The organism is Ralstonia sp. 1B3 (assembly GCF_036631435.1).
On the sequence record NZ_JAPNUG010000002.1, the window covers coordinates 14,997 to 36,640 of the forward strand.

Annotated in this window: 16 protein-coding genes and 3 pseudogenes; 9 read left to right on the forward strand and 10 right to left on the reverse strand. The window is 61.3% G+C overall.

Translation table 11 applies throughout. The annotated features are described in order from the left end of the window. Positions 1-80: 80 nt before the first annotated feature. From OWR21_RS00285 to OWR21_RS00300, 4 genes and pseudogenes are all read left to right on the forward strand, one after another. Positions 81-1,348, forward strand: a pseudogene (locus OWR21_RS00285) (NAD(P)/FAD-dependent oxidoreductase). A gap of 170 nt (positions 1,349-1,518) precedes the next feature. Then, positions 1,519-2,931 carry a threonine synthase gene (gene thrC, locus OWR21_RS00290; protein WP_027678534.1) on the forward strand — a complete coding sequence of 471 codons (1,413 nt, stop codon included), beginning with the start codon at positions 1,519-1,521 and terminating at the stop codon, positions 2,929-2,931. A 19-nt stretch (positions 2,932-2,950) separates the two neighbouring features. Next, a complete protein-coding gene (locus tag OWR21_RS00295; protein ID WP_027678535.1) occupies positions 2,951-3,946 on the forward strand; it encodes a homoserine kinase in 996 nt (331 codons plus the stop codon). A 4-nt stretch (positions 3,947-3,950) separates the two neighbouring features. Next, entirely contained in the window at positions 3,951-5,423 is a 1,473-nt protein-coding gene (locus OWR21_RS00300) for an NAD-dependent succinate-semialdehyde dehydrogenase (protein WP_027678536.1), read from the forward strand. Between the two features lie 14 nt (positions 5,424-5,437). On the opposite strand, the gene OWR21_RS00305 is transcribed toward OWR21_RS00300, so the two are convergent. Then, complete coding sequence (locus OWR21_RS00305) at positions 5,438-6,727, reverse strand: aminotransferase-like domain-containing protein (RefSeq protein ID WP_442968584.1); 1,290 nt, start codon at positions 6,725-6,727, stop codon at positions 5,438-5,440. Beyond that, positions 6,664-6,921, reverse strand: a pseudogene (locus OWR21_RS12520) (GntR family transcriptional regulator); the annotation flags it as partial. The pseudogene OWR21_RS12520 and the gene OWR21_RS00305, both read right to left, overlap by 64 nt. Positions 6,922-7,008: 87 nt before the next feature. On the opposite strand from OWR21_RS12520, the gene OWR21_RS00310 reads away from it, so the two are divergent. The 4 genes from OWR21_RS00310 (at position 7,009) to OWR21_RS00325 (ending at position 11,275) form a co-directional block, all read left to right on the forward strand. After that, entirely contained in the window at positions 7,009-8,094 is a 1,086-nt protein-coding gene (locus OWR21_RS00310) for a four-carbon acid sugar kinase family protein (RefSeq protein WP_332394312.1), read from the forward strand. A 58-nt stretch (positions 8,095-8,152) separates the two neighbouring features. Next, on the forward strand, positions 8,153-9,169 hold the full coding sequence (gene pdxA, locus OWR21_RS00315; protein ID WP_332394313.1) for a 4-hydroxythreonine-4-phosphate dehydrogenase PdxA: 1,017 nt from the start codon (positions 8,153-8,155) through the stop codon (positions 9,167-9,169). Further along, entirely contained in the window at positions 9,151-9,828 is a 678-nt protein-coding gene (locus OWR21_RS00320; protein WP_027678539.1) for a 4-hydroxythreonine-4-phosphate dehydrogenase, read from the forward strand. The genes pdxA and OWR21_RS00320 overlap by 19 nt, the downstream gene beginning before the upstream one ends. Positions 9,829-9,958: 130 nt before the next feature. Beyond that, a complete protein-coding gene (locus OWR21_RS00325; RefSeq protein WP_332394314.1) occupies positions 9,959-11,275 on the forward strand; it encodes a porin in 1,317 nt (438 codons plus the stop codon). Positions 11,276-11,436: 161 nt separating this feature from the next. Here OWR21_RS00325 and ltaE read toward each other — a convergent pair whose 3' ends face one another. The 8 genes and pseudogenes from ltaE to OWR21_RS00365 all read right to left on the reverse strand — a co-directional run bounded on the left by ltaE (position 11,437) and on the right by OWR21_RS00365 (position 20,352). Further along, positions 11,437-12,501, reverse strand: coding sequence for a low-specificity L-threonine aldolase (gene ltaE / locus OWR21_RS00330; protein ID WP_027678541.1), 1,065 nt, complete (start codon positions 12,499-12,501; stop codon positions 11,437-11,439). Between the two features lie 172 nt (positions 12,502-12,673). Then, a pseudogene (locus OWR21_RS00335) lies at positions 12,674-13,998 on the reverse strand (NAD(P)/FAD-dependent oxidoreductase). A gap of 2 nt (positions 13,999-14,000) precedes the next feature. Beyond that, positions 14,001-14,735: a cupin domain-containing protein gene (locus OWR21_RS00340; protein WP_027678543.1), complete on the reverse strand. Its 735-nt coding sequence runs from the start codon at positions 14,733-14,735 to the stop codon at positions 14,001-14,003. A gap of 147 nt (positions 14,736-14,882) precedes the next feature. Next, entirely contained in the window at positions 14,883-16,109 is a 1,227-nt protein-coding gene (locus OWR21_RS00345) for a M20 aminoacylase family protein (protein ID WP_081785319.1), read from the reverse strand. Between the two features lie 50 nt (positions 16,110-16,159). Then, on the reverse strand, positions 16,160-17,617 hold the full coding sequence (locus OWR21_RS00350; protein ID WP_027678545.1) for an aldehyde dehydrogenase family protein: 1,458 nt from the start codon (positions 17,615-17,617) through the stop codon (positions 16,160-16,162). Beyond that, positions 17,614-18,891, reverse strand: a complete 1,278-nt coding sequence (locus OWR21_RS00355) for an NAD(P)/FAD-dependent oxidoreductase (protein ID WP_027678546.1) — start codon at positions 18,889-18,891, stop codon at positions 17,614-17,616. Before OWR21_RS00355 ends, OWR21_RS00350 begins: the two co-directional genes overlap by 4 nt. Before the next feature lie 81 nt (positions 18,892-18,972). Continuing rightward, a complete protein-coding gene (locus tag OWR21_RS00360) occupies positions 18,973-19,875 on the reverse strand; it encodes a GNAT family N-acetyltransferase (RefSeq protein WP_027678547.1) in 903 nt (300 codons plus the stop codon). A gap of 72 nt (positions 19,876-19,947) precedes the next feature. Further along, positions 19,948-20,352, reverse strand: coding sequence for a RidA family protein (locus OWR21_RS00365; protein WP_027678548.1), 405 nt, complete (start codon positions 20,350-20,352; stop codon positions 19,948-19,950). 186 nt (positions 20,353-20,538) lie between these two features. Between OWR21_RS00365 and OWR21_RS00370 the strand changes: the two genes are divergently transcribed. Continuing rightward, complete coding sequence (locus OWR21_RS00370) at positions 20,539-21,459, forward strand: LysR substrate-binding domain-containing protein (protein ID WP_027678549.1); 921 nt, start codon at positions 20,539-20,541, stop codon at positions 21,457-21,459. The last annotated feature ends 185 nt before the right edge of the window (positions 21,460-21,644 follow it).

The window sequence follows — 21,644 nt, forward strand, 5'->3', positions numbered from 1 at the left end:
AGCCAACAATGGAAGTTTGAAATGCTCAGAGTTGAAGAGGTATCGACACGCCGGGATTTGTGGGTGAAGCGGATGTTGTCGTGATTGGGGCGGGAATCATCGGGACATCCGCGGCCTATGAATTAGCACGGCGCGGTGTATCTGTGGCTCTGCTCGACAAAGGCATTGTTGGCGCGGAGCAGTCCGGGCGCAATGGGGCTGGGTCCGCCAGCAGAACCGCGACATCTTCGAACTGCCGCTTGCCATGCGCAGCGTTCGACGTTGGAGCGAATTGCGCGATGAACTCCAGATCGACCTGGGCTTTCGCCGTGACGGCATTCTGTATGCCTCCAATGACGCGAAGAGCATCGCCCGGTGGGAGGCGTGGTGCAAGCGTGCTCGCGACATCGGGTTCATCAGCCACGTGCTCACTTCGGCGGAGGTGAACAGTCGTGTCCCTGCTGGGGGTCCACAATATGCTGGGGGCGTCTGGTCTCCTGACGATGGGTGCGCTGAGCCTTCGCGCGCAGCACCTGCCTTGGCGGAGGGCGCGAAGCGCCGTGGCGCCCTGCTCTACCAGAATTGCGCTGTACGTGGCCTCGAGTTCAGCGCTGGACGCGTGAGTGGTGTGTGGACTGAGCGCGGCCTGATCAAAGCGAGCACAGTGGTCTGCGCCGGCGGCGCGTGGAGTTCACGTTTTTGCAACCGTCACGGCATTGACCTCCCGGCGGTCAATGTCGTAGGCACCGTGATGCGTACGTCCGTCGCTCCTGCCGCCATCAACGGCTGCTTCAGCGGCCCCGGGTTCGCGCTTCGCCGCCGCCTGGACGGTGCATACACGTTGGCAGTTCCTGGTTTCGGGCGCATCGACCTTGCCCCGCTTGGTGTGAAGCACGCCTTGAGGTACTACCGCAATTATCGAAACGATATCGGAAAGAAACTCAAGTACCGATTCTCAACGCCCTGGTTTGAAGGTCCAGAGGCCGGGGCAAGCTGGCAATTCGATCAGGTGTCGCCATTCGAACGGTGCCGTGTGCTCGACCCGCGCCCCGATCTCGACTTCGTCAAAGTTGCCCTCGAGAACGTCAAACGAGCGATTCCGCAGTTGGCCGATCTGCAGGTGGTGCACGCGTGGGCCGGCGCAATCGACACGACGCCGGACCTCATTCCCATCATCTCTGATGTCGCCCAAGTTCCCGGGTTCTACGTCGCGACTGGATTCAGCGGCCACGGCTTTGCGTTGGGCCCGGCGGCCGGCGAGCTTGTCGCAGACATGGTGACGGGCGCACAGCCCATGATGGACATATCACCGTATCGCTTGGGCCGTTTCAGTGACGGCACCACCGTCAAAGTCCCGGAAATGATGTGACAGCAATGTTGCTGCGCGTGGTCTGAGCGGAAGCTCGCACCTCGCGTCCGCTGCACTGCCCAAGGTCGAGGTCCGCAAAGCGGACGCGTCGCGCGGCGCAACCGATGGACTACGGTGTTCCGCTGTGAACGGGTACCACCTCATTCAAAGTCATGAGCAGGAGTGTTTTTATGAGATATGTCTCGACCCGGGGCGGCAGTGTCGACCGTCGGTTCTCAGAGATTTTGCTGGAAGGACTCGCGCCCGACGGCGGTCTGTATGTGCCCACGGCCTATCCCAAGATCGATGACGCTACGTTACGTCGCTGGCGCGGCCTATCGTACGCCGAGCTCGCGTTCGAGATTCTCTCGCTGTATATCGACGACATTCCTGCCGATGCGCTTCGCACCATCATTGCGAACACCTACACGCCGGAAATCTTCGGATCGACGCAGATTACCCTACTGAGAAAGCTCGACGATTCGATCAGTTTGCTCAACCTGTCCAATGGCCCCACATTCGCCTTCAAGGACATGGCCATGCAGCTCCTGGGCAATCTGTTCGAAGTGGAGTTGGAGCGCAGGGGATTACAGCTCAATATCCTTGGCGCCACATCGGGCGATACCGGCAGTGCGGCAGAATACGCCATGCGAGGCAAGCGGAATGTCCAGGTCTTCATGTTGAGCCCGCATGGCCGCATGAGTCCATTCCAGCAGGCACAGATGTTCAGCCTGCAGGACGAAAACATCCACAACCTTGCCGTTGAAGGCAGCTTTGACACGTGTCAGGACATCGTCAAGGCTGTCTCCGCTGACCTGGGTTTCAAGCGGCAATACAGCATCGGCACGGTCAACTCCATCAACTGGGCACGTTTGCTGGCCCAGGTGGTTTATTACTTCGCTGGCTACTTCCAAGCGACGACTGACAATAGCGAGCGCGTCTCGTTCTGCGTTCCGTCGGGCAACTTCGGCAACATCTGCGCCGGCCATGTCGCCCGCATGATGGGGCTGCCGATCGAGAACCTGGTACTGGCAACCAATGAGAACGATGTTCTCAATGAGTTCTTCAAGACGGGTCGGTACCGTGTGCGCACCAGCCGCGAGACCATGATTACCTCCAGCCCGTCGATGGATATCTCGAAGGCATCGAACTTCGAGCGTTTTGTCTTCGACCTGCTTGGCCGCGATGCGCAGCGCGTGGCGCAGATGTTTGGTACGGAGCTTCCACGGTACGGCCGGTTCACGCTTGAGGAACACGCGTTTGCCCAGATCGCCAGCTATGGCTTTGTCTCAGGCAAGAGCACTCACGCAGACCGGTTGCAGATAATTTCCGATACATGGGAACGCCATCGCATGATGATCGACCCGCACACCGCGGATGGCGTCAAGGTCGCGCGCGAGCACCTGCGCCCCGGCACTCGCACCATCGTGCTGGAGACTGCGCTGCCGCTCAAGTTTGACGAGATCGTGCGCCAAGCGACGGGGCAGGATGCCCCGCGCCCTGCTTCGGTGGCTGACCTGGAGCAGCGCCCGCGGCGCTGCCGGGTGATCGAGCCCTCCGCTGACAAGGTGATGGCATACATCGCCCAGCACTGCAATTCCTGAGCGTGCAGGGAGACTCATCATGGCTGTGTTTACGCCTGTCTCCGAGGACCAAGCGGCCGGCTTCATCGCGTCGCTGACACCGGGAAAGCTGACCTCACTGCGCGGCATACCAAGCGGAATCGAAAACACCAACTATTTCGTTACCACCACCGCTGGCGAATTCGTGCTGACCCTCTTCGAGCGGCTGCGCGAAGATGAACTGTCGTTCTACCTGAAGCTAATGCTCCACCTAGCTGGAAAGGGAATACCCGTTCCGGAGCCCAAAACCGATCGCAACGGGCAGATTGTCTTCAGACTGAACGGGAAACCGGCTTGCCTTGTGACGAGGCTGGAGGGACAGCATTGCCCGGCACCGACGCCGCACCATTGCGCGCAAGTCGGAGCAATGCTTGCACGCATGCACTTGGCTGGTCGGGATTTTGGGCTGGAGCAGTTCCCAACGCGCGGCTACGGTTGGTGGTTTCACGCCGCAGATCAGATCCTGCCGTTTCTCGACGGCAGCAAACGCGAAACGCTCCTTGACGAGTTGCGGTTCCAGCAGACCCTGGCCAACGATCACCTGTACCAGAACTTGCCTCGTGGCCCAGTCCACGGCGACTTGTTTCGCGACAACGTGTTGTTCGCCGATGGATCTAAGTCGAACGACAAAGCTGGCGCACAGACGCTGTCGGGTTTCTTTGATTTCTACTTTGCTGGAACCGACACATTCATCTTCGACGTAGCAGTGTGTCTAAACGACTGGTGCATCGATCATCCATCTGGAGCACTGCTGCCGGCGGCGGCCAACGCCTTCGTCAAGGCTTACGAAGTGGTTCGGCCGTTGACTCCACAGGAGCATCGCCACTTGCCTGCCGTGCTCCGAGCGGCAGCCTTGCGATTCTGGCTTTCGCGCCTAATGGATCTGCATTTCCCCCGCGAATCGACACTACTCCACGCACACGATCCGGAGCATTTCTTCCGTGTGTTGTGTCTTCACCGCTGTTCATCTCCTTTTTTGACACGAAACCAACGTTGATCCCATGACAAAATCATATTCACTGCGCGATCTGATTCGTGCCGATAATTTCATCGACGGCCAGTGGGTTCCTGCAGCGAGCGGCAAGCGCTTTCCCGTGACCGATCCCGCAACGGGCAAGGTCATCACAGAAGTCGCGGACAGCGGCCCCGATGATGCCCGCGCCGCAACTGACGCCGCCGCGCGCGCCTTCCCTGGCTGGCGAGATACCTTGCCGAAGGACCGTGCCACTGTTTTGCGTCGCTGGTACGCCCTCATCCTCGAGCACACTGATTCGCTGGCTCGGCTCATCTCGCTAGAGCAGGGTAAACCGCTCGCAGAAGGTCGCGGTGAGGTCATGTACGGTGCATCCTACGTCGCTTGGTTCGCTGATGAGGCCACGCGCATCTACGGCGACGTCATCCCCCAGCAGCAGCGCGGCAAACGCATGACAGCCATCAAGGAGCCGGTGGGGATTGTCGCGGCAATCACGCCGTGGAACTTTCCGCTCGCGATGATCGCGCGCAAGATCGCGCCGGCACTCGCGGCCGGCTGCACCGTGGTCGGCAAGCCCGCGGAAGACACTCCCCTCACTGCGCTGGCGTTGGTGCTCCTGGCGCACGAAGCCGGCGTTCCTGCTGGTGTGTTGAATCTCATCAGCGCGTCGCGCGACAACGCAGTCGGCTCGGTCAAAGCGTGGTTGGACGACGGCCGCGTACGCAAGATCACGTTCACCGGCTCGACGCCGGTGGGCAAATATCTCGCGCAGGAGTCAGCTGGCACGTTAAAAAAGCTGTCGCTCGAGCTGGGAGGCAATGCACCTTTTATCGTGTTCGAGGATGCCGACCTCGAAGCTGCGGTGACGGGGCTCATGGCGGCCAAGTTCCGCAACGGCGGTCAGACATGCGTATCGCCCAATCGCGTCTATGTACAAGCGCCGGTCTACGAGAAGTTTGCCGACCTCCTCGCAACGCGCGTTGCCGCGCTGAAGGTTGCGCCAGCAACTGATCCGAATGCACTCATCGGGCCCATGATCAATGCGCGCGCCGTCGAGAAGATCGAAAGTCATGTCAAGGACGCAATAGACCACGGCGCCCGGGTACTCACTGGTGGCAAGCGGTTACCAGAGCTTGGCAAGAACTACTACGCGCCCACCGTGCTAGCAGACGCCACGCCCAATATGCGGTTGAGCTGCGAGGAAACCTTCGGCCCGGTGGTTCCGCTGTTCCGCTTCGATGACGAAGCGCAGGCAATCCACGCCGCCAACGACACACCGTTCGGGCTGGCAACCTATTTCTACAGCCAGGATCTCCGCCGTATAGAGCGTATTGCTCGTCTGCTGGAAGCGGGGCTGGTCGGCATCAACGAAGGTGTGCTTTCGAGCGAAGCGGCACCCTTCGGCGGTGTGAAAGAGTCCGGCTACGGGCGTGAAGGGTCGAAGTACGGCCTCGATGATTACCTGTCGATCAAGTACCTGTGCCAGGGCAATCTCGAATGAAGAGCCGGGTGTGCTCATCGCGGCCGACGTCTGAGGGGTGCAATTCCCTGGATGCACGCCTCGAGCACGTCCAGCGACTGCGTCAGTGCCTGGCTATCCATATGCCCGTATCCAAGCAGAAAGCCGCCGGGGTCTGACCTACGCGCGGTGAAATCCCGAACATCATTGAAGACGACACCATGGGAGCGCAATGCGGCTCGCAAGTCCTGATCCCACGCAGGGTTTCGGCCCGAGATGACCACGTGCAGCCCGCCCTCGTCGCCAGCCAATGTCACCACGTCGGCGTAGGGCGCCAGCCGCTCGCGTATGGCATTCCGCATGTCCCCATAGTGCCGCCGCACCCTGCGCAGGTGTCGATCTAGCTCTCCAGACACCAGCAGGGTTTCAACGACCTTCTGCACCGGCCACGACACATGTGCACGCTCCCGTTCGACAAGCCCAGCCAGCGCTGCTGCGGCAGCGGGAGGCGCGACGATGAAGCCCAGCCGTAGCGAGGGGCTGACCGCCTTGGCGAATGTGTTCAGCAACAGTGTGCTTTCCGGCGCATGGCTGAAAATCGGTGGATGGTTTGTTCCTGCGTAATGGAACTCGCAGTCGTATTCGTTCTCCAGGATGAGCATCCGGTGCGCGCGCGCAAGTTCGACGAGCGCTCTGCGCCTCGGCCCCGACAGCCGCCCTCCCATCGGGTACTGATGCGCCGGTGTTACGTGGGCAAGGACAGGCACGGCGCCATCTCCCGCAATCCTCTCAACCAGAACGCCTTCAGCATCCACTGGCACGTAGCGCAGCGATGCACCGCAGCGAAGGAAGGCCGAAGTCGAACCGGCGTAACCCGGATCCTCAGTCGCGCACAGGTCACCCGGCTTGAGAAGTGCCTGCGCCGCAAGCTGCAGGGCATGACCTGTGCCATGCGTCACGATAATCTGTTCCGCCCCAACGCTGACGGACCGGTGTTCGCCCAGCCATTCCGCGATCGCGCGTCTGAGCCCCGGTTCTCCGCGCGGATCGCCATAACTCTGGGGCGGCAAATGGCGCCCGGCTTCACGGCAGGCGTTGCGCCATACCTCAAGCGGCAGGGTCCGCGCGTTGGCCTGTCCAGGCCGCCAGTCATGTCCGGAACCCTCCGGCCCTTCAGGCTCCCCCGCAGGACCTCGCCTATTCGTGCCAGCAGTAGGGGAGTCGAAGCCGGCTGTACCGCCGTGGCAGGGAGAGAAGACACGCTTGTCGCAACGAAGGTGCCGTGACGTCCGCGCCCCTCCAGGATGCCCTCGGCGATTAGTTCGTCGTATGCATCGACAACGCAGTTGCGGGCCACCGTCAACTGGGTCGCGAGGTCGCGGCTCGGGGGTAGCCGGGTGCCGGCCGGCACCACATGGCTGGCGATCTTTTCGCGCAGTTGCCGTGCAATCTGGCGGGAAACAGGCCCACCGGAAACCCGATCCAGTTCGAGGGCGACCAGCGCAGGCAGCGGCTGTCTCGACGAGCGATTTGCAACCATAAACGCGCCAAATTGTTCCGGTTTTGGTTCTTAAAAATTCTGTGTAAATCGTCAGAATTGATGAACCAAAGATAACACGGGATCGCCATGCGCATCCGCATCATTACCGACGACTTCACCAGCGCGCTGGACGGAACAGCTTGCTTTGCCGAGCGGGGCTGGAACACCGCAGTCCTCGTCCGACCGGACGGCTGCGATAGTGCGGAGGTCGTCAGTCTTGACACCGATTCGCGCGAATCACCTCTTTCGAGCGACCACGACAGCATCACGCGCGCAGCAACGGCATGGCGCGATGCCGAGGTGCTGACGCTGCAATTCGACTCGACGCTGCGGGGCCGGGTGGCACATGACTGCGTGAATGCACTTGCCGCTTCCGGCAGGCGCAAGCTGCTGCTCGCGCCCGCCTTCCCCTCCGCTGGACGCACGCTCGAAGCAGGACGGGTGCTGGTGGACGGTGTGCCCGTCCACGAAACCGCATTCGGGCGTGATCCCACCCTGCCGGTACGCGAGTCCAGCATTCCTGCGCTGTTCCGGGAGCACGGCGTCAACGTGCAGATCGCGCGTGACGCAGCGCATGCTCGGGCGCTGCTGGACGTGCATGACGCTGTGGTCGTGGATGCGCGTACTGAAGCGGAACTGGATGCGATCGTTGCTCGATTCGCGGGAGCACCTGATGTGCTCCTCGCCGGTTCAACAGGCTTGCTGCGCGGGCTTGCCCGCGTCCTCCCCAACTCGCGATGGACACCGGCCGATCGCCGCAACAGCGGCAGCTCCGCAGGAGCGTCAGATGTGCCGTCGGCACGCCATCCGTGGCTCGTCGTCGGAAGCATGAATCCGCGGTCACGCAGGCAACTCGCCGTCGCGCGAACAGCGTGCAAAGTCCACGTGCTTACAACCAGCGAAGCCCGTCTGCCTATCGGCACTCCGCCACAGGCTGCATTGCGTGAGCTGGTACAGCAAGTAGCGGATGGCATTACCAGCGGTCAATGCGACGGGCTCGTCGTAACCGGCGGCGAAACCGCGCGCCGCATTATCGATGCGTTGCCGGCCGTATCGTTGCACGTGTGCCGCGAGGTCATGCCTGGGGTGCCCCTAGCCCTGGTCCAAACCGCTCACCGCACATTCCCCATGATCACAAAGGCAGGGGCTTCGGAGACGACGAAGCCCTGCTGACCTGCATCCACTTACTGGCCGGGACAAAGTCATGAAGCAGAAACTGATCGCCGTCACGATGGGCGATGCGGCCGGCATCGGGCCGGAAATCATCGTCAAGACGTTTGCCAATGCGGCGCTCTGCGTTGAGCAGCCCTCATTCGTGATCGGCGATGCAGGTGTGTTACGCCGACAGGCCGCCGCACTTGACGTCCAACTCACCATACGCGAGGTCAATTCGGTAGCAGAGGTCGCACCAGAGCCCGGCGTGCTGGAAGTCTTGCAGGTGCCTGGCTCAGCCGCGCTGCCAGAGAACCTTGCCGTTGGCGAGGTCAGTGCCGCTGCAGGACAGGCCGCATTCGATGCTATCCGTATGGCCATCGAGCTGGCAGTCCGGGGCGACATCGCAGGCATCTGTACGGCCCCAATTCACAAGGAAGCACTTGGGGCGGCACACGTGCCGTATCCCGGACACACCGAAATGCTGGCGGACCTGTCGGGCACCCGCGATTACGCAATGATGCTCGTCAATCCGACGCTGCGCACGATCCTCGTGACGGTCCACTGCTCAATGCTGGACGCCATCGCAAAACTGTCGGTCGAGAGTGAACTGCGCATCATCCGTCTCGCACACCGAGCCATGCGCGATCTCGGTATCGAACGCCCACGCGTGGCGGTCGCCGGATTGAATCCGCATGCGGGCGAAGGCGGCCTGTTCGGCCGCGAAGACCTCGACATCATCGCCCCCGCGATCCGGCTCGCACAAGCCGAAGGCATTGATGCCAGCGGGCCGTGGCCCGGCGACACCGTATTCATGAACGCCAGCCGTGGGCGCTTCGACATCGTGGTTGCGCAGTATCACGACCAGGGTCTGATTCCCGTCAAGCTTGCAGGTGTCGAGGACGGCGTGAACATCACTGTCGGTCTGCCCTTCGTGCGCACGAGCCCAGACCATGGCACAGCTTTCGATATAGCAGGAAAGGGCATTGCCGACCCGGCCAGCCTGCAACTTGCCTTGCGCACCGCTCACCAGTTCGTTCGCCCGCAAGCGGGCCACACTTTCTACCGGAGCCTGATGTGTCCCACTTCATCCTGATGCTGACCGAAAACGACGCAACCGTCAGCGACGCGATTGCCACGTACGACAACCTGCGCGACAGCCCCCTACACTACGTTGGCTTCAAGGACGTCGGCTTGCCCATCACTGCGCTGAAGGAACTCGCGCAGCGAATCCGCGCGGATGGCCGCAAAGTCATGCTGGAAGTCGTCGCAACCAGCCGCGAGGCGGAGCTGGAATCGATTACTGCCGCACTCGAGATCGGCGTGGACTACCTGCTGGGTGGGCGGCACGTCGAAGACGGGCTGTCGCTGCTGCGCGGGTCGGCAATTCAGTACTTTCCGTTCGCCGGCCACACGGTTGGCCATCCCACCGTGCTCCACGGCACGATGGACGAGATCGTCGAGGACGCTCGCCGCATTGCATCAATGCCCGGCGTACACGGCCTGGACCTGCTCGCATATCGCTTTGCTGGTGAAGGCGATCCGGCCGAACTGACCAAGCGTGTTGTTCAGGCGGTCGGCGTACCGGTCATTGCCGCAGGCAGTATCGACCGCGAAGCCCGCGTGAAGGCCATGATCCAAGCAAACACGTGGGGTTTCACTGTGGGCAGCGCCCTGTTTCAGGAAGCGTTTGTCGATCGCCGTCTGTCAGCCCAGATCAATACGATCTTCAATATCGAAGGTGTGACTGCGTGATGCCGATGTGTCGGTCAAGCATCGACCATCGGTTGCCCGGCAGATACGGGGCACTCATCACGCAACGTCACGTCCCTACGCTAAACGCCCTCGCCCATCCGCCGGTGGCTGAAGCCATTGCCGGCGGACGTTGCCGGTAGGCAAGCAGCACATCAGCTTTCGGCTGATTTCAATCAGCCGCGACCCTGCATTTCGTTCTCCTCGAGGTTGTGTGTCTCCATGCCCGGGCGACATCCCGGCCAGCACGCACCCTGAAATCAGAGCCTCCACAAAAAGGGGCCACGCTTTCCAGTTGTATTCCACAACTATTAAGGGCCACAAAATGAGAATCACGCAGTGTGCAATTGCATCGACGCTGCTTTGCGCCGCCGGGAGCAGCCTGGCGCAGAGCTCCGTCACGCTTTATGGGGTCATCGACACTTCCATTCGTTACACGACCAACCAGCCTAGCGCGAACGGGCCAAGGAGCCAGATCGCGCTGAGCGACGGCGCCTTCAATGGACCGCGATGGGGCCTGCGCGGCGCCGAAGACCTCGGCTCCGGAAACAAGGCCATTTTCACGCTCGAAAGCGGCTTCGCCAGCGATACGGGCAAGAGCGGTCAACAAGGTCAGTTGTTTGGCCGACAGGCCTGGGTTGGTCTTTCCAACAGCACCGTGGGCACCCTCAAGCTCGGGCGGCAATACGGCGCGACCTACTCGTTCGTCAGCGATGTGGACCCGATCGGCGTTGGCAACTATTCGGAAGATAGCTGGGAGAGCGGACTGACCGGTCTGCGTTATGACAACACGCTGGACTACTCGAACCAGTGGGGTGGCTTCAAGGTGAACGGGCAATACTCGCTTGGGGAGCAAGCGGGCAACGCGAGTCGCGGCCGGACGATGCAGTTGGCGGCAACGTACGACGTTGGCGGTCTGAAGATCGGTGGCGCTGGCCAACAGTCTCGTGACGCGAACGGCAATGACCTGGTGCTCTGGACGGCCGGTGCGAAGTATACGTTCGGCAACATCACGCTGCACGGTTACTACATCGACTCGCGCCGTGATGCCGGCTTTGCCATCGGTGCGGGCGGAACCTCAACGCCGCTTGCCAACACCAGCATTGGCAGCAATGCCAATACCGTCTTGGGTGCCAACACGCAAACGTCGCGTCGCCACGATCGGCTCGGTGCGGTGGGCGTGACGTATCAGGCAACACCTGCGATGCGGTTCATCGCCACGTACATGCGTGACAACGTTGAGGGCGTGGCGCAGGGCAATTCGGGCATCGTGCAGACGGGTTACCTGGTGGCGATGTACAGCTTGTCCAAACGCACGGATGTGTATGTTGAGGCGGACTGCAGCCGGCTGAGCGCTGCGTCCATCGCCGACCCGAACAGTCCTCTGGGAACGTTTGGCGGGGCAAACAACCGGACAGGTGTAGGAGTGGGGATGCGCACGCGCTTCTGACAGCCACGCATCGGCATGATCGTTGCGCCGCCCTCTCGCACAAAGGCCGAGAGGGCGGCGCTTCCTGTATTCGCAGGCAAGCGGATGCGGTGCTCTGCTCCACTTGAGAAGATGCCTGGCTCCATCGGTTTATTTCCGATGGAACCATGTTGGCGACGCAATCAGAACGATGCAGTCGCCTTGATAGCGCGCTCGACATCTGCGCTGCTCACATCGAGGTGTGTGACCCAGCGGATGCGGCGCATGGCGCCTTCTTCACCACGATAGACACCGCTTTTCACCTTGATGTCGCTTGCTTCAAGATGAGCAAAAAAGTCGTCAGCGATAGTCGGATCGATGTCGGTGAACAGGATATTGGTTTGCGCCGGATGCGCCCTGAAGCGGCCGCGCAATCGAGCATTGCCCTCTGCAGCTTGGGCCAGCCCGCGCGACAGCATGGCCGCATTGGCATGGTCGTCGGCCAAGCGATGCACGTGGTGCTGCAGCGCGTGCAAGCCAGCTGCGGCGAGCAATCCGGCCTGACGCATGGAGCCGCCCAGCATCTTGCGAACGCGCGTCGCCTGGCGGACGAAATCGTGCGAGCCCAGCAGCAGCGATCCCACCGGCGCACCGAGTCCCTTTGAGAGGCACAGCGATACCGAGTCGAAACCTTCGCAGAGTTCACGCGCACGCTGCAGCGGATCGCCGCCATCGGCGAGCGCCACCGCGGCGTTGCAGAGACGTGCCCCATCGATGTGCGAGCGCAATCCGTGACGCTTCGTCAAGGCAGCGACGTCGTGCATGTACTGCATGGGCAGTACTCTGCCGCCAAACGTGTTTTCAACCACGACGAGGCGCGTGCGAGCGAAATGCGGGTCGTCAGGCTTGATGGCGGCTTCGATGTCGTGCAGGGCGATGGTGCCGTCGGGCTGGTGCTCCAGTGGCTGCGGCTGAATGGAGCCGAGCACCGCCATACCGCCGGCTTCCCAGCGATTGGTATGCCACTGCTGGCCTACGATGGCTTCGTCGCCGCGTTGGCAATGCGTCATCATCGCGATCAGGTTAGTTTGCGTGCCGCTGGGCGCGAACAGTGCCGCTTCGAAGCCAAGCATCGCAGCAGCAGTTTCCTGTAGGAGGTTGACAGTCGGATCCTCCCCTACTACGTCGTCACCGAGCGGCGCTTCCATCATTGCCTGCTTCATAGCAGGAGTGGGCAGGGTGACGGTGTCACTGCGAAAATCGCTCATGGGTTCCTCAACAATCAATCGTGAACTTGCCTCTCATCGGCGAAGGAACGACGAGTCGCGAGACCCAGCCGCACATCCTGCCGCTAATTGGAGGCGTCAACGGTGAGGAGAAAGCTCACCGCTGGGTACCTTTATTGCGGAATGACGCCTGCGCTCAATGCGCAAGCATCGCTTAGAAATCGGCGACCTTTCCCCAAGCGGATTTGCCGAATCTGGAGGGCTGATACGGCCGCGGGTCGACGATCGGATTCGCACCGGTGGCAAGATCGGCAACCAAGTGACCCGCGCCAGGACCGATGCCAAAACCGTGACCGGAGAATCCGGCTGCCAAAATCAACCCCGGGATACCGGGGACTTCACCAATGCCTGGAACACCATCGGGCGTGCTATCGACGAAACCGGCCCAGGCATGAGTGACCTTCGCATCGCGAAGCTGGGGTAGCAGCTTGACAGCGCGCCGGTGCGTTTCCCGGATCGTGGCCGGATCGGGCTTCGGATCAAGAATCCGCACCTGCTCCATGGGTGTCGGCGCATCAAGCCGCCATCGCTTCAGCGTCTCGTGCCCGCCGCGGACGCCTTCCAGCCCACCGGGCAGAAGGCTCCGCCACCGCTTGGCAAACATCGGCACGAACTGGGGTGCAAACCGCAAAAACTGCGGCGTCACGTCCACGCGCGCGCGGCCGCTGATGGCGAGGGCATAGCGGCCATCGTTCCTGCGTGTAACGGATATCCCCGCTGTAAACAGCGCGTCCGGTAAGGGATCGTCCACAGGAGATACGCTCAGGATGGACTGGCGAATCGATGCCTGAGGGAAACGGACACCGAGTTGCCGGCAGAACGCCGACGCCCAGGCGCCACCTGCAAGCACAACGGTTTTGGTCTTGATGACCCCCGCTTCCGTAACCACCCCGCTAACGTGCCCGCCCTGCAGTTCGATGCCACGGGCCGCACACTGCTGATTGACGCTGCCGCCGAGCTTCATGAGTGCCGTTGCCACAGCGGGCGCAGCCTTCCCCGGGTCGGCTGTTCCGTCGGTAGGCGAGAAGACCCCGCCTTTCCAGGACTTGCCGGTCGCTCGCCCCTTTCAGCAGCCTGCCGGCCGTCGAGCATGTATGTTGTCACGCCTGCGGTCTTTGCAAACTCACCCCAACTCGCCCAACGTGCCAACTCGTCGTCATCGTTGCTGAGATACAGGAGCCCGCAGCGATGAAACCCGGCGTCTTCGCCAGACTCGATGGAGAACTGTTCCCACAGATCAAGACTCTTGCTTGCCAGAGGCAACTCGCGAGCATCGCGGTTTTGTTGCCGGCACCAGCCCCAGTTGCGACTCGACTGCTCGGCGCCGATGCGTCCCTTTTCGACCAAGGCGACTGAGACTCCTCGCTTGGCCATGTAGTAGGCAGCAAAGACGCCGATGATGCCCCCGCCGATCACGACCACATCTGCGGCTGTCGGCAGCGTAGGGGAAGACTCTATGAAGCACAGCGGAGGGGACATGATTATGCTCGCTCGATTAAGGCCTGGACGTTCTGTGTCACGTAGAACTTGGCCACGCGATCGCTGCTTTCCCACCCGATCGCTGCACCTTGCGGCACGAACAGCGCGTCGCCAGCGCTCAGCGACAGAACGCTGCCGTCAGGCGAGGCAAACCGCACACCACCGGCAAGAAGTTGCATGAACTCGTTCTGACGATGTGGACGAATGATCCGATGGTACGGCGTCGAATCCCACGTACCCGCACGGTACTCCATACCCTCATCGGTGAAGACATTGTCGCTGCGGCATTGCGGCGCGGAACCAAGCAGTACCTCCGCTGGTAGCGACGAAGACGGCTTGAAATCCGCATCGACGCGAAGCGGAAAAAGACCGGGCAGCGCTGGCCCCTTGCTGGCGGCCGCACAGAATACGAACTGCGCAGGCGACTGCGCCTTGACGCGCAGCGCCGTACCTGCGCCGATGACTGCCCCGCCTTGCGGACCGAGTACCAGCGAGGTACCACCAGCCACCTCAAGCGTCAGCTCCCCCTCTACGACAACAATCGTTTCAATGTGAGGAAAGCTCTGTACATCCAGCTCGCCCACAAAGTCGATACGGCCAACGACCATCGAATCGGCACCGCTCCACGCGATTTCGCGCTGCTGCGCGAACGGGTCATTTTCGCCAAAGGCTGCCTTGTGGAAGGACGTGGAAAAAGGCGCGCCTCCGGCACGGTGCAGCACGATTGCTCTGGTCATGTTGTTCCTCCTATGTGGTGCATTGGTTTTGTAAATACCCTAGGGGACCTGCTGGAAACGCATGCCCCTTCACGGGCGAATTTTGCGACACCGGGCACCTGGGCTTCGGTGCATAGCAGTCCTGTCGCGAACGGACGTTTTCCTTCGCTATTCCTCGCGCAGTCCTTGGTGCCCCGGCGTGCCGAAGTAACGCTGCGCCAGAGCAACCCAATACAGCACACCGGCAGGAATGATGTCGTCGTTGAAGTCGTATTGCGGGTGATGCAGACCCGGCGCAGCGCATCCTGTCGAGGCATTGCCGATCAGCACGTATGTGCCAGGCCGCTCCTCGAGCATGAAACCGAAGTCTTCGGACGTCATGTTGGGCGGCACGTCCCGGTGCAGGCGTGCCCCGCCAAACGTCTCGCGTATGGCCGCCTCGCAAAGCGCTGTCTCAGTCGCCGTGTTGATGGTGGCGGGGTAGTACTGGAAGAACGTGACTTCGACCTGCGCACCATAGGCAGCGGCCAGCCCATTGCACATCTGCTCGATGTCACGTTGCAGCCGTTGCAGCAAGTCCGACGACAGCGTGCGAATCGTGCCCCGCAACTCGGCGCAGCTTGGTATGACGTTGTCCGTGTCGCCCGCGTTGAACATGCAGACCGAGATGACGGCCGGATCTGCAGGATCCTTGTGTCGCGCAGCGATGGTCTGACATTGCAGCACCATGGAACACGCCAACGGTATTGGGTCGAGGCCAAGGTGCGGTTGTGCAGCGTGGGCGCCCTTGCCCGTGACGGTGATTCTGAATCGCGAGCCAGCGGCCATGATGGGGCCCGTGCGCAATCCGAATTGTCCGGCCGGCAAGCCAGGCCAATTGTGCATGCCGAAGACCGCTTCCGTCGGGCATCGCTCGAACAGCCCGTCGTCGATCATCTTCCGCGCGCCTGCGCCGCCTTCTTCTCCGGGCTGAAACACAAAATGAACCGTGCCGGGCAGTTGTCGCATTTCCTTCAGGATACGAGCCGCCCCCAGCAACATCACGGTATGGCCGTCATGCCCGCAGGCATGCATGACACCTTCCTGGACGGATGCATGAGCAAAGGCATTGGCCTCGCGAATGGGCAACGCATCCAGATCTGCCCGCAGGACGATTCCTCGTTCCGGTGTAGCGCCCGGCAGGCTCGCTACCACGCCCGTGCCACCCAGGCCCCGCACAACCTTATAGCCGATATCCTCAAGCTCACGCGCGACGACATCCGCCGTTCGGTGCTCTTCAAAGCGCAGCTCGGGATGGGCATGCAGGTCGCGTCGCAGTTTCGCCCAGTGCGAATGATGCTGTCGTAGTAACGGCTCAAGGGTTGTAGGGGTTTCCAATCTCAACACCTGTGTCATGCAAGCTGCTTCACGTCTGCGCCATCACAGCGTCAGGCGTGGCCGCTGTTCTAATCGTAGAAGCCGAGGATCGACTTGACTTCCATGTACTCTTCCATGCCCTCGACGCCATACTCGCGGCCGTTGCCCGATTGCTTGTAGCCGCCGAACGGCGCCTGCGGATCCCACGCCGGATAGTTCAGATGCACCTGCCCCGACCGGATGCGCGCGGCTACTGCACGCATCACCTCCTTGTCCGTGCCTTGGACATGCGCACCCAGTCCGTAGACCGTGTCGTTCGCAATGGTGATGGCTTCTTCGACCGTGTCGTAAGGAAGGATGGCAAGAACGGGCCCAAAGATCTCCTGCTGGGCGATCGTCATATCGGTGCGAACTTCGGAGAAGATCGTAGGTCGCGCATAGAAGCCCGCGCCGAATCCCGATGGCCTGCCCGGGCCGCCCGTGAGTAGCTTTGCCTGCTCGTCGATGCCCGCTTCGATCATGTGCTGCACACGGTCAAACTGGGCACGATTGGCGAGCGGACCATGCGTCGTGGCTTGGGTGAACGGGTCTCCGACGACTATATGCTCCGTTGCTGCAACAGCCAGCGCCTCTACCTGTTGCAAGGCTGCGCGCGGCACGATCATGCGGGTCGGCGCACTGCAAGACTGACCCATGTTCCGGAACGCCCCGGCCACGCCCATTGAGACGGCACGCGGCAGATCGGCATCAGGCAGCACAATGTTGGGTGATTTGCCGCCCAACTCCTGCGCCACTCGCTTGACGGTCGGCGCGGCGGCCTGTGCGACCAGCACGCCAGCGCGCGTCGAACCTGTGATCGACACCATGTCGACTTCAGGGTGCGAAGCGAGTGATGCGCCGACTTCCGCGCCGCTGCCACTCACGAGGTTAAAAACGCCGGCAGGAATGCCAGCATCCGCGATGACCTCTGCGAAAAGCAAGGCGCTCAGTGGCGACAGCTCACTCGGCTTCAGGACGACGGTACAGCCGGCGGCCAATGCTGGGCCGACCTTAGCCGTGATCTGATAGATCGGCCAGTTCCAGGGCGTAATAAGTCCGCACACGCCAATGGGTTCGCGCGTGATCGCTGTGGTTCCGCGCTGGGTCCGGAACGGATAACTCGCGAGGTTGTCGCGCGCCACCCTGATATGTTCCGCCGCCAACGGCACGTGCGCGGCGCGCGCGTAGCTGATCGGTGCACCCATTTCCGCTGCGAGCGCTGTGGCGAACAGTTCGGCCCGCTCCAGCAGCAAGGCATGAACGTTGTTCAGTAGCGCTGCGCGCGCCTGCGGCGAGGTCGCCGACCACGTCTGGAACGCGATGCGGGCGGCGTGCACCGCCCGATCGACATCATGCGCGCTGCCGAGCGGAATCTCGCAGAGCGCCGTTTCGGTAGACGGCGAGATGACAGCAATTCGATCAGTGCCCTGCGGCACAACCCATTCGCCGCCAATAAAGAACCGATCCAACCTTCCGGCTTGCGCCAGGTGACGTACAGGTGAACTCATCTCAGTGTGTCCATAAGTCGGTACCACGCGCCAACGAACGGCAAAAACCACGGCTTGCCAAAGTGGCCAGGGATGGCAGGCCACTCAAAGTCCTTCCATGGATTCAGATCGGCACGTCCTTCCATGATTTCAGCCATCAGCGTGCCCATCAGCGTGGCCATGTGGGTGCCGTGGCCGCTATATCCCATCGAGTAGTACACGCCTTCCCGCTGACCAGCGCGCGGCAGCCGGTTGGCCGTCATATCGACCATGCCGCCCCAGCAGTAGTCGATGCGCACACGGGCCAGTTCGGGAAACACCGTGGCCATCTGCTGGCGCAGGATCAGACCGCTCTTCTCGTCCGACGTCGGATTGGATGTTGCGAACCGCGCGCGGCCACCAAACAGCAGCCGATGGTCGGGCGTGACACGAAAGAAGTTGACGAAATTCTTGGTGTCGGTTGCCATGCGCCGGGCCGGCATCAACCGGGCCAGTCGGTCATACGGCAGAGGCTCCGTGACGATGATGAAGGCGCCGACAGGCACAATCCGGCGTCGAATCCAACCGAATGGCCCGACTTGAGAAACCCCGCTGGCCAGCAATACCTGTTGCGCCCGAATTTGCCCGCGCGGGGTGCGCACCACGTATGCGGTGCCTGACGTCTTTTCTAAAGCCAGGACCGGCGTATGCTCGAGAACGTGTGCCCCGCGCGCTTGCGCGGCGTTGGCAAGACCTCGCACGTAGCGACCGACATGCATTCCGGCACTCTTCTCGAAAATCAGTCCGCCGTGATAACGGTCTGAGCCGATCTCATCTCGAAGCTCGGCCTTCGTCACAATGCGTGTGTCGGGGTCAACGCTCGCGGCCAGCAACGCCTGGCTTCGTGCGAGCTTGTCGAAGTGCTCTGGCTTGGCGGCGAGCTTGATCTTTCCGTGGCGGGCGAAATCGCAATCAATCGATTCCTCCCTGACCAGACGCTCGACCGTGTCGACACCCGCGTCGAACGCCACATACAACCGGTTGGCTAGCTCCGTGCCAATACGCTGCGACAGCGAAGCGTAGTCCTGCGCGAAGCCGTTGTTGCACATGCCACCATTGCGCCCTGATGCGGCCTGTCCTACGGTTCCCGCCTCGCACACAACGACGCGTGCGCCTTTTTTGCTGAGCGCCAGCGCGGCCGCCGTGCCTGTGATACCGCCACCGACCACAACCACATCGCAGTTCCCGCTTGGTAGCTCAGTGGAATGGCTAACGAACGACTCCGACGTATCAAGCCAGTAAGAACGGAGATGCATCACAAGCCTCAAGCACGCAAGCGGAAAGAACTCGTCGCAATAACCGGCAGCCGTGTCCCGCAACGATTCATTGGACCCAGCCTAAAACATAGCTTGACTGATAACCGCGTAATACCGGCCAGCCCGATCGGGTAGGCCACTAGTTGCATCGGCAGGCGCGTTGCGGACCATCTTTGGAACAACATCGACTCGGTTCAATCCTTGTTCGCTGAGCCAGCCCCCAAAAGTAGCTCCGGAAGGGACGTCGATACGAATGAATTCCCCTGCTTGTCCCGCAAGCCAATGACTGATCAGTGCCATGGCGCGAACGTCTTCACTCGAATGCGGCGCGACCACGGGGCCAATGACGTAGCCCCGGCCAAAGCGGCGGAGCACCGAGAATCCAATAATCTCTCCACCACGTTGGAGTACTACGCTGTCCCCAAGCTTGAACAAGGCGCACAAAATCGCACGGCGCTCCAGGCCGGAGGCGCGTGAAGCCATGTCGGCAAGATGAGGGAAGTCCTCAGGCGTTGCCAGCCGAATCCGCTCACCGTCGGGCAAAACGACAGGCGTCGCATTGACGACGGTCCCCTGATACTGCTCCAGCGAACCGCACTCGGTGAAACCCAACTTTTCGTAGAGTGGTCGGCCCGCCTGTGTCGCATGCAAAAAAACTTCTCGTGATCCCAACTCTCCGAGGAGCATCTCCACCAACTTGCGGCCAATGCCTCTGCCATGGTGGTTTGGGGACACGATGACGTTGCCGATAGACGCGCGGTCCGTTCCGAACTTCCAGCACAACGCTGTACCAACGACAACACCACCTTCTTCCGCGACGACGCCTGTCGCCCGGTCTGCAGAAAATTGCCAATCTTCCGGCCTATGTGCCCAGCCGAACGCCTTTGAAAGCGCATGGGCCGCAGGTATATCGGACCGTGCGAACACTCGATATCGAAGAGTCGTCGCGGAAGAAGGTGCCCTTACAAAGCATTCCTGTTTCATTGAGCCTACCCATGTTATGCCTCGCCAGTCAGCGCAGCCGCTATACGCGGGGCGTGGATCGAGCCAGAATTTCTATGCCAATGCGATGGCTTCGACCTCTACTTGCAGACCGAAGTGGAGTGCCGGAACCGGCACGACTGCGCGAGCGGGCCTGGTATCGCCGGCCCAGCGTGCGTAAATCTCGTTGAAGGTCGCCCATTGCCCGATATCGACGATATAGACACGGACTTGGACGAGCTTCGTTACATCGCTGCCGGCACCTGAGAGTGCAGCCGCCAAATTTGACAGCACCTGCTCAACCTGGACCTCAAACGGCTTGTCCGTGAGCTTTGTACCCGCTGCGTCGATCGGCAGTTGGCCCGACACGAACACCAGCCCATTGGCAATCGAAACATGGCTGTAGTGGCCGCCGGGAGATGCCATTCCGGAAGGATTTACTGTCCGACGCGCTTGAGCGCCAGTGTCTTGCTGATCCATGGAAACCCTAGAGGTAGAGGGACCGTCGCTAACTTGCGGCGCGCCTGAAAACCGTCGAACTGCAGCCCCCAAGCCGCCCCGGGCCTTGGATATGGGGCGCTGCTGCCAAGCTCATGCGCCAAACTATAGAAAAATTTCTTTTTGTCGTGTTTAATATCCAATGAATACTTCATTAATAAGGTCTTAATGCTACAACTAGAAGACATGCAGTTGCTTCGCGCGTTGGGAGTGTCACAATCGCTTGCCGCGGCCGCGAGGTTGCTGGACCTGACGCCGCCAGCGGTCACAGTGCGCCTTCAGCGGATCGAAGAGCGCATGGCATTACGCCTCGCCACGCGGGCCGCGAGAGGCATTTCGTTGACGGATGAAGGCCAGCGTCTTGTTCAGGAGGCAATCGATATCCTCGAGAGGATCGAATCCATTCCGTCACGCGTGTCCGGAGAGTCCAGCGGCGTCAGTGGCCATTTGCGCGTCGTGGCACCGTTCGGATTCGGTCGCGAATACATTGGTCCGCTGGTCCGTGACTTACACCGCTCGCATCCCAACCTCGCGATCTCCCTGATCCTGGTCGAAAGCCCGCTTGCAGCAGCGTCCGGGGCCGATGCCGTCGTATCCATCGGGCACGTCAAGGGGTCATCCTGGGTGGGACACTTCCTGGCCCCCAACGACCGTATTCTTTGTGCTAGCCCTGCGCTGGCGCGCAGTCTGTCTAAGCTCAAGCATCCATCGGAACTGACACGGTACGACTATCTGACATTGCGAGAGAACGACGAAGACGTGACTCGCCTGCGCTTCACTCAACACGATGCGGCGGGCAAACGCCTAAGCAAAGCGGTGACGGTTCGGTTGAACAGCGCGCTGTCGTCGAACGACGGCACTGTAGTAAGGGACTGGGCAGTCAACGGCCTCGGCGTCGTAGCGCGATCGGAATGGGATTGCGCACGGCTCATCGCAGAGGGAAAACTGGTCAAGGTACTTCCGGCGTGGCACCTTGAGCCCGCCCCGGTTATGGCGCTGACACCTACGCGACAAGGACTAACGATCCGTCAACGCGTATTTCTTGAAGCCGCGAAACAGGCCTTCAGTCCTGCGCCTTGGCGCAGTTGAGACAGGTTTGCGCCAGAGTGCGCAAGCATATCTATTTATGCCTCGGATGTCGGTATAGCAGCTCCCTAGAGCGGAGACCGGGTGCAATGCTGCACATGTCTATGCTTCAATGCCTAACACCGCCCACAAATCCCGAGAACTCAGCAACTGAACGCCGGCGTGATAAAGACGCGCGGCCGCGCCAT

What these genes read in the sequence shown, in the direction of transcription:
- thrC (WP_027678534.1), top strand. Translation starts at nt 1,519, where the DNA reads ATGAGATATGTCTCGACCCGGGGCGGCAGTGTCGACCGTCGGTTCTCA.
- OWR21_RS00295 (WP_027678535.1), top strand. Translation starts at nt 2,951, where the DNA reads ATGGCTGTGTTTACGCCTGTCTCCGAGGACCAAGCGGCCGGCTTCATC.
- OWR21_RS00300 (WP_027678536.1), top strand. Translation starts at nt 3,951, where the DNA reads ATGACAAAATCATATTCACTGCGCGATCTGATTCGTGCCGATAATTTC.
- OWR21_RS00310 (WP_332394312.1), top strand. Translation starts at nt 7,009, where the DNA reads ATGCGCATCCGCATCATTACCGACGACTTCACCAGCGCGCTGGACGGA.
- pdxA (WP_332394313.1), top strand. Translation starts at nt 8,153, where the DNA reads ATGGGCGATGCGGCCGGCATCGGGCCGGAAATCATCGTCAAGACGTTT.
- ltaE (WP_027678541.1), bottom strand. Translation starts at nt 12,501, where the DNA reads ATGAGCGATTTTCGCAGTGACACCGTCACCCTGCCCACTCCTGCTATG.
- OWR21_RS00340 (WP_027678543.1), bottom strand. Translation starts at nt 14,735, where the DNA reads ATGACCAGAGCAATCGTGCTGCACCGTGCCGGAGGCGCGCCTTTTTCC.
- OWR21_RS00345 (WP_081785319.1), bottom strand. Translation starts at nt 16,109, where the DNA reads ATGACACAGGTGTTGAGATTGGAAACCCCTACAACCCTTGAGCCGTTA.
- OWR21_RS00350 (WP_027678545.1), bottom strand. Translation starts at nt 17,617, where the DNA reads ATGAGTTCACCTGTACGTCACCTGGCGCAAGCCGGAAGGTTGGATCGG.
- OWR21_RS00355 (WP_027678546.1), bottom strand. Translation starts at nt 18,891, where the DNA reads ATGCATCTCCGTTCTTACTGGCTTGATACGTCGGAGTCGTTCGTTAGC.
- OWR21_RS00360 (WP_027678547.1), bottom strand. Translation starts at nt 19,875, where the DNA reads ATGAAACAGGAATGCTTTGTAAGGGCACCTTCTTCCGCGACGACTCTT.
- OWR21_RS00365 (WP_027678548.1), bottom strand. Translation starts at nt 20,352, where the DNA reads ATGGATCAGCAAGACACTGGCGCTCAAGCGCGTCGGACAGTAAATCCT.
- OWR21_RS00370 (WP_027678549.1), top strand. Translation starts at nt 20,539, where the DNA reads ATGCTACAACTAGAAGACATGCAGTTGCTTCGCGCGTTGGGAGTGTCA.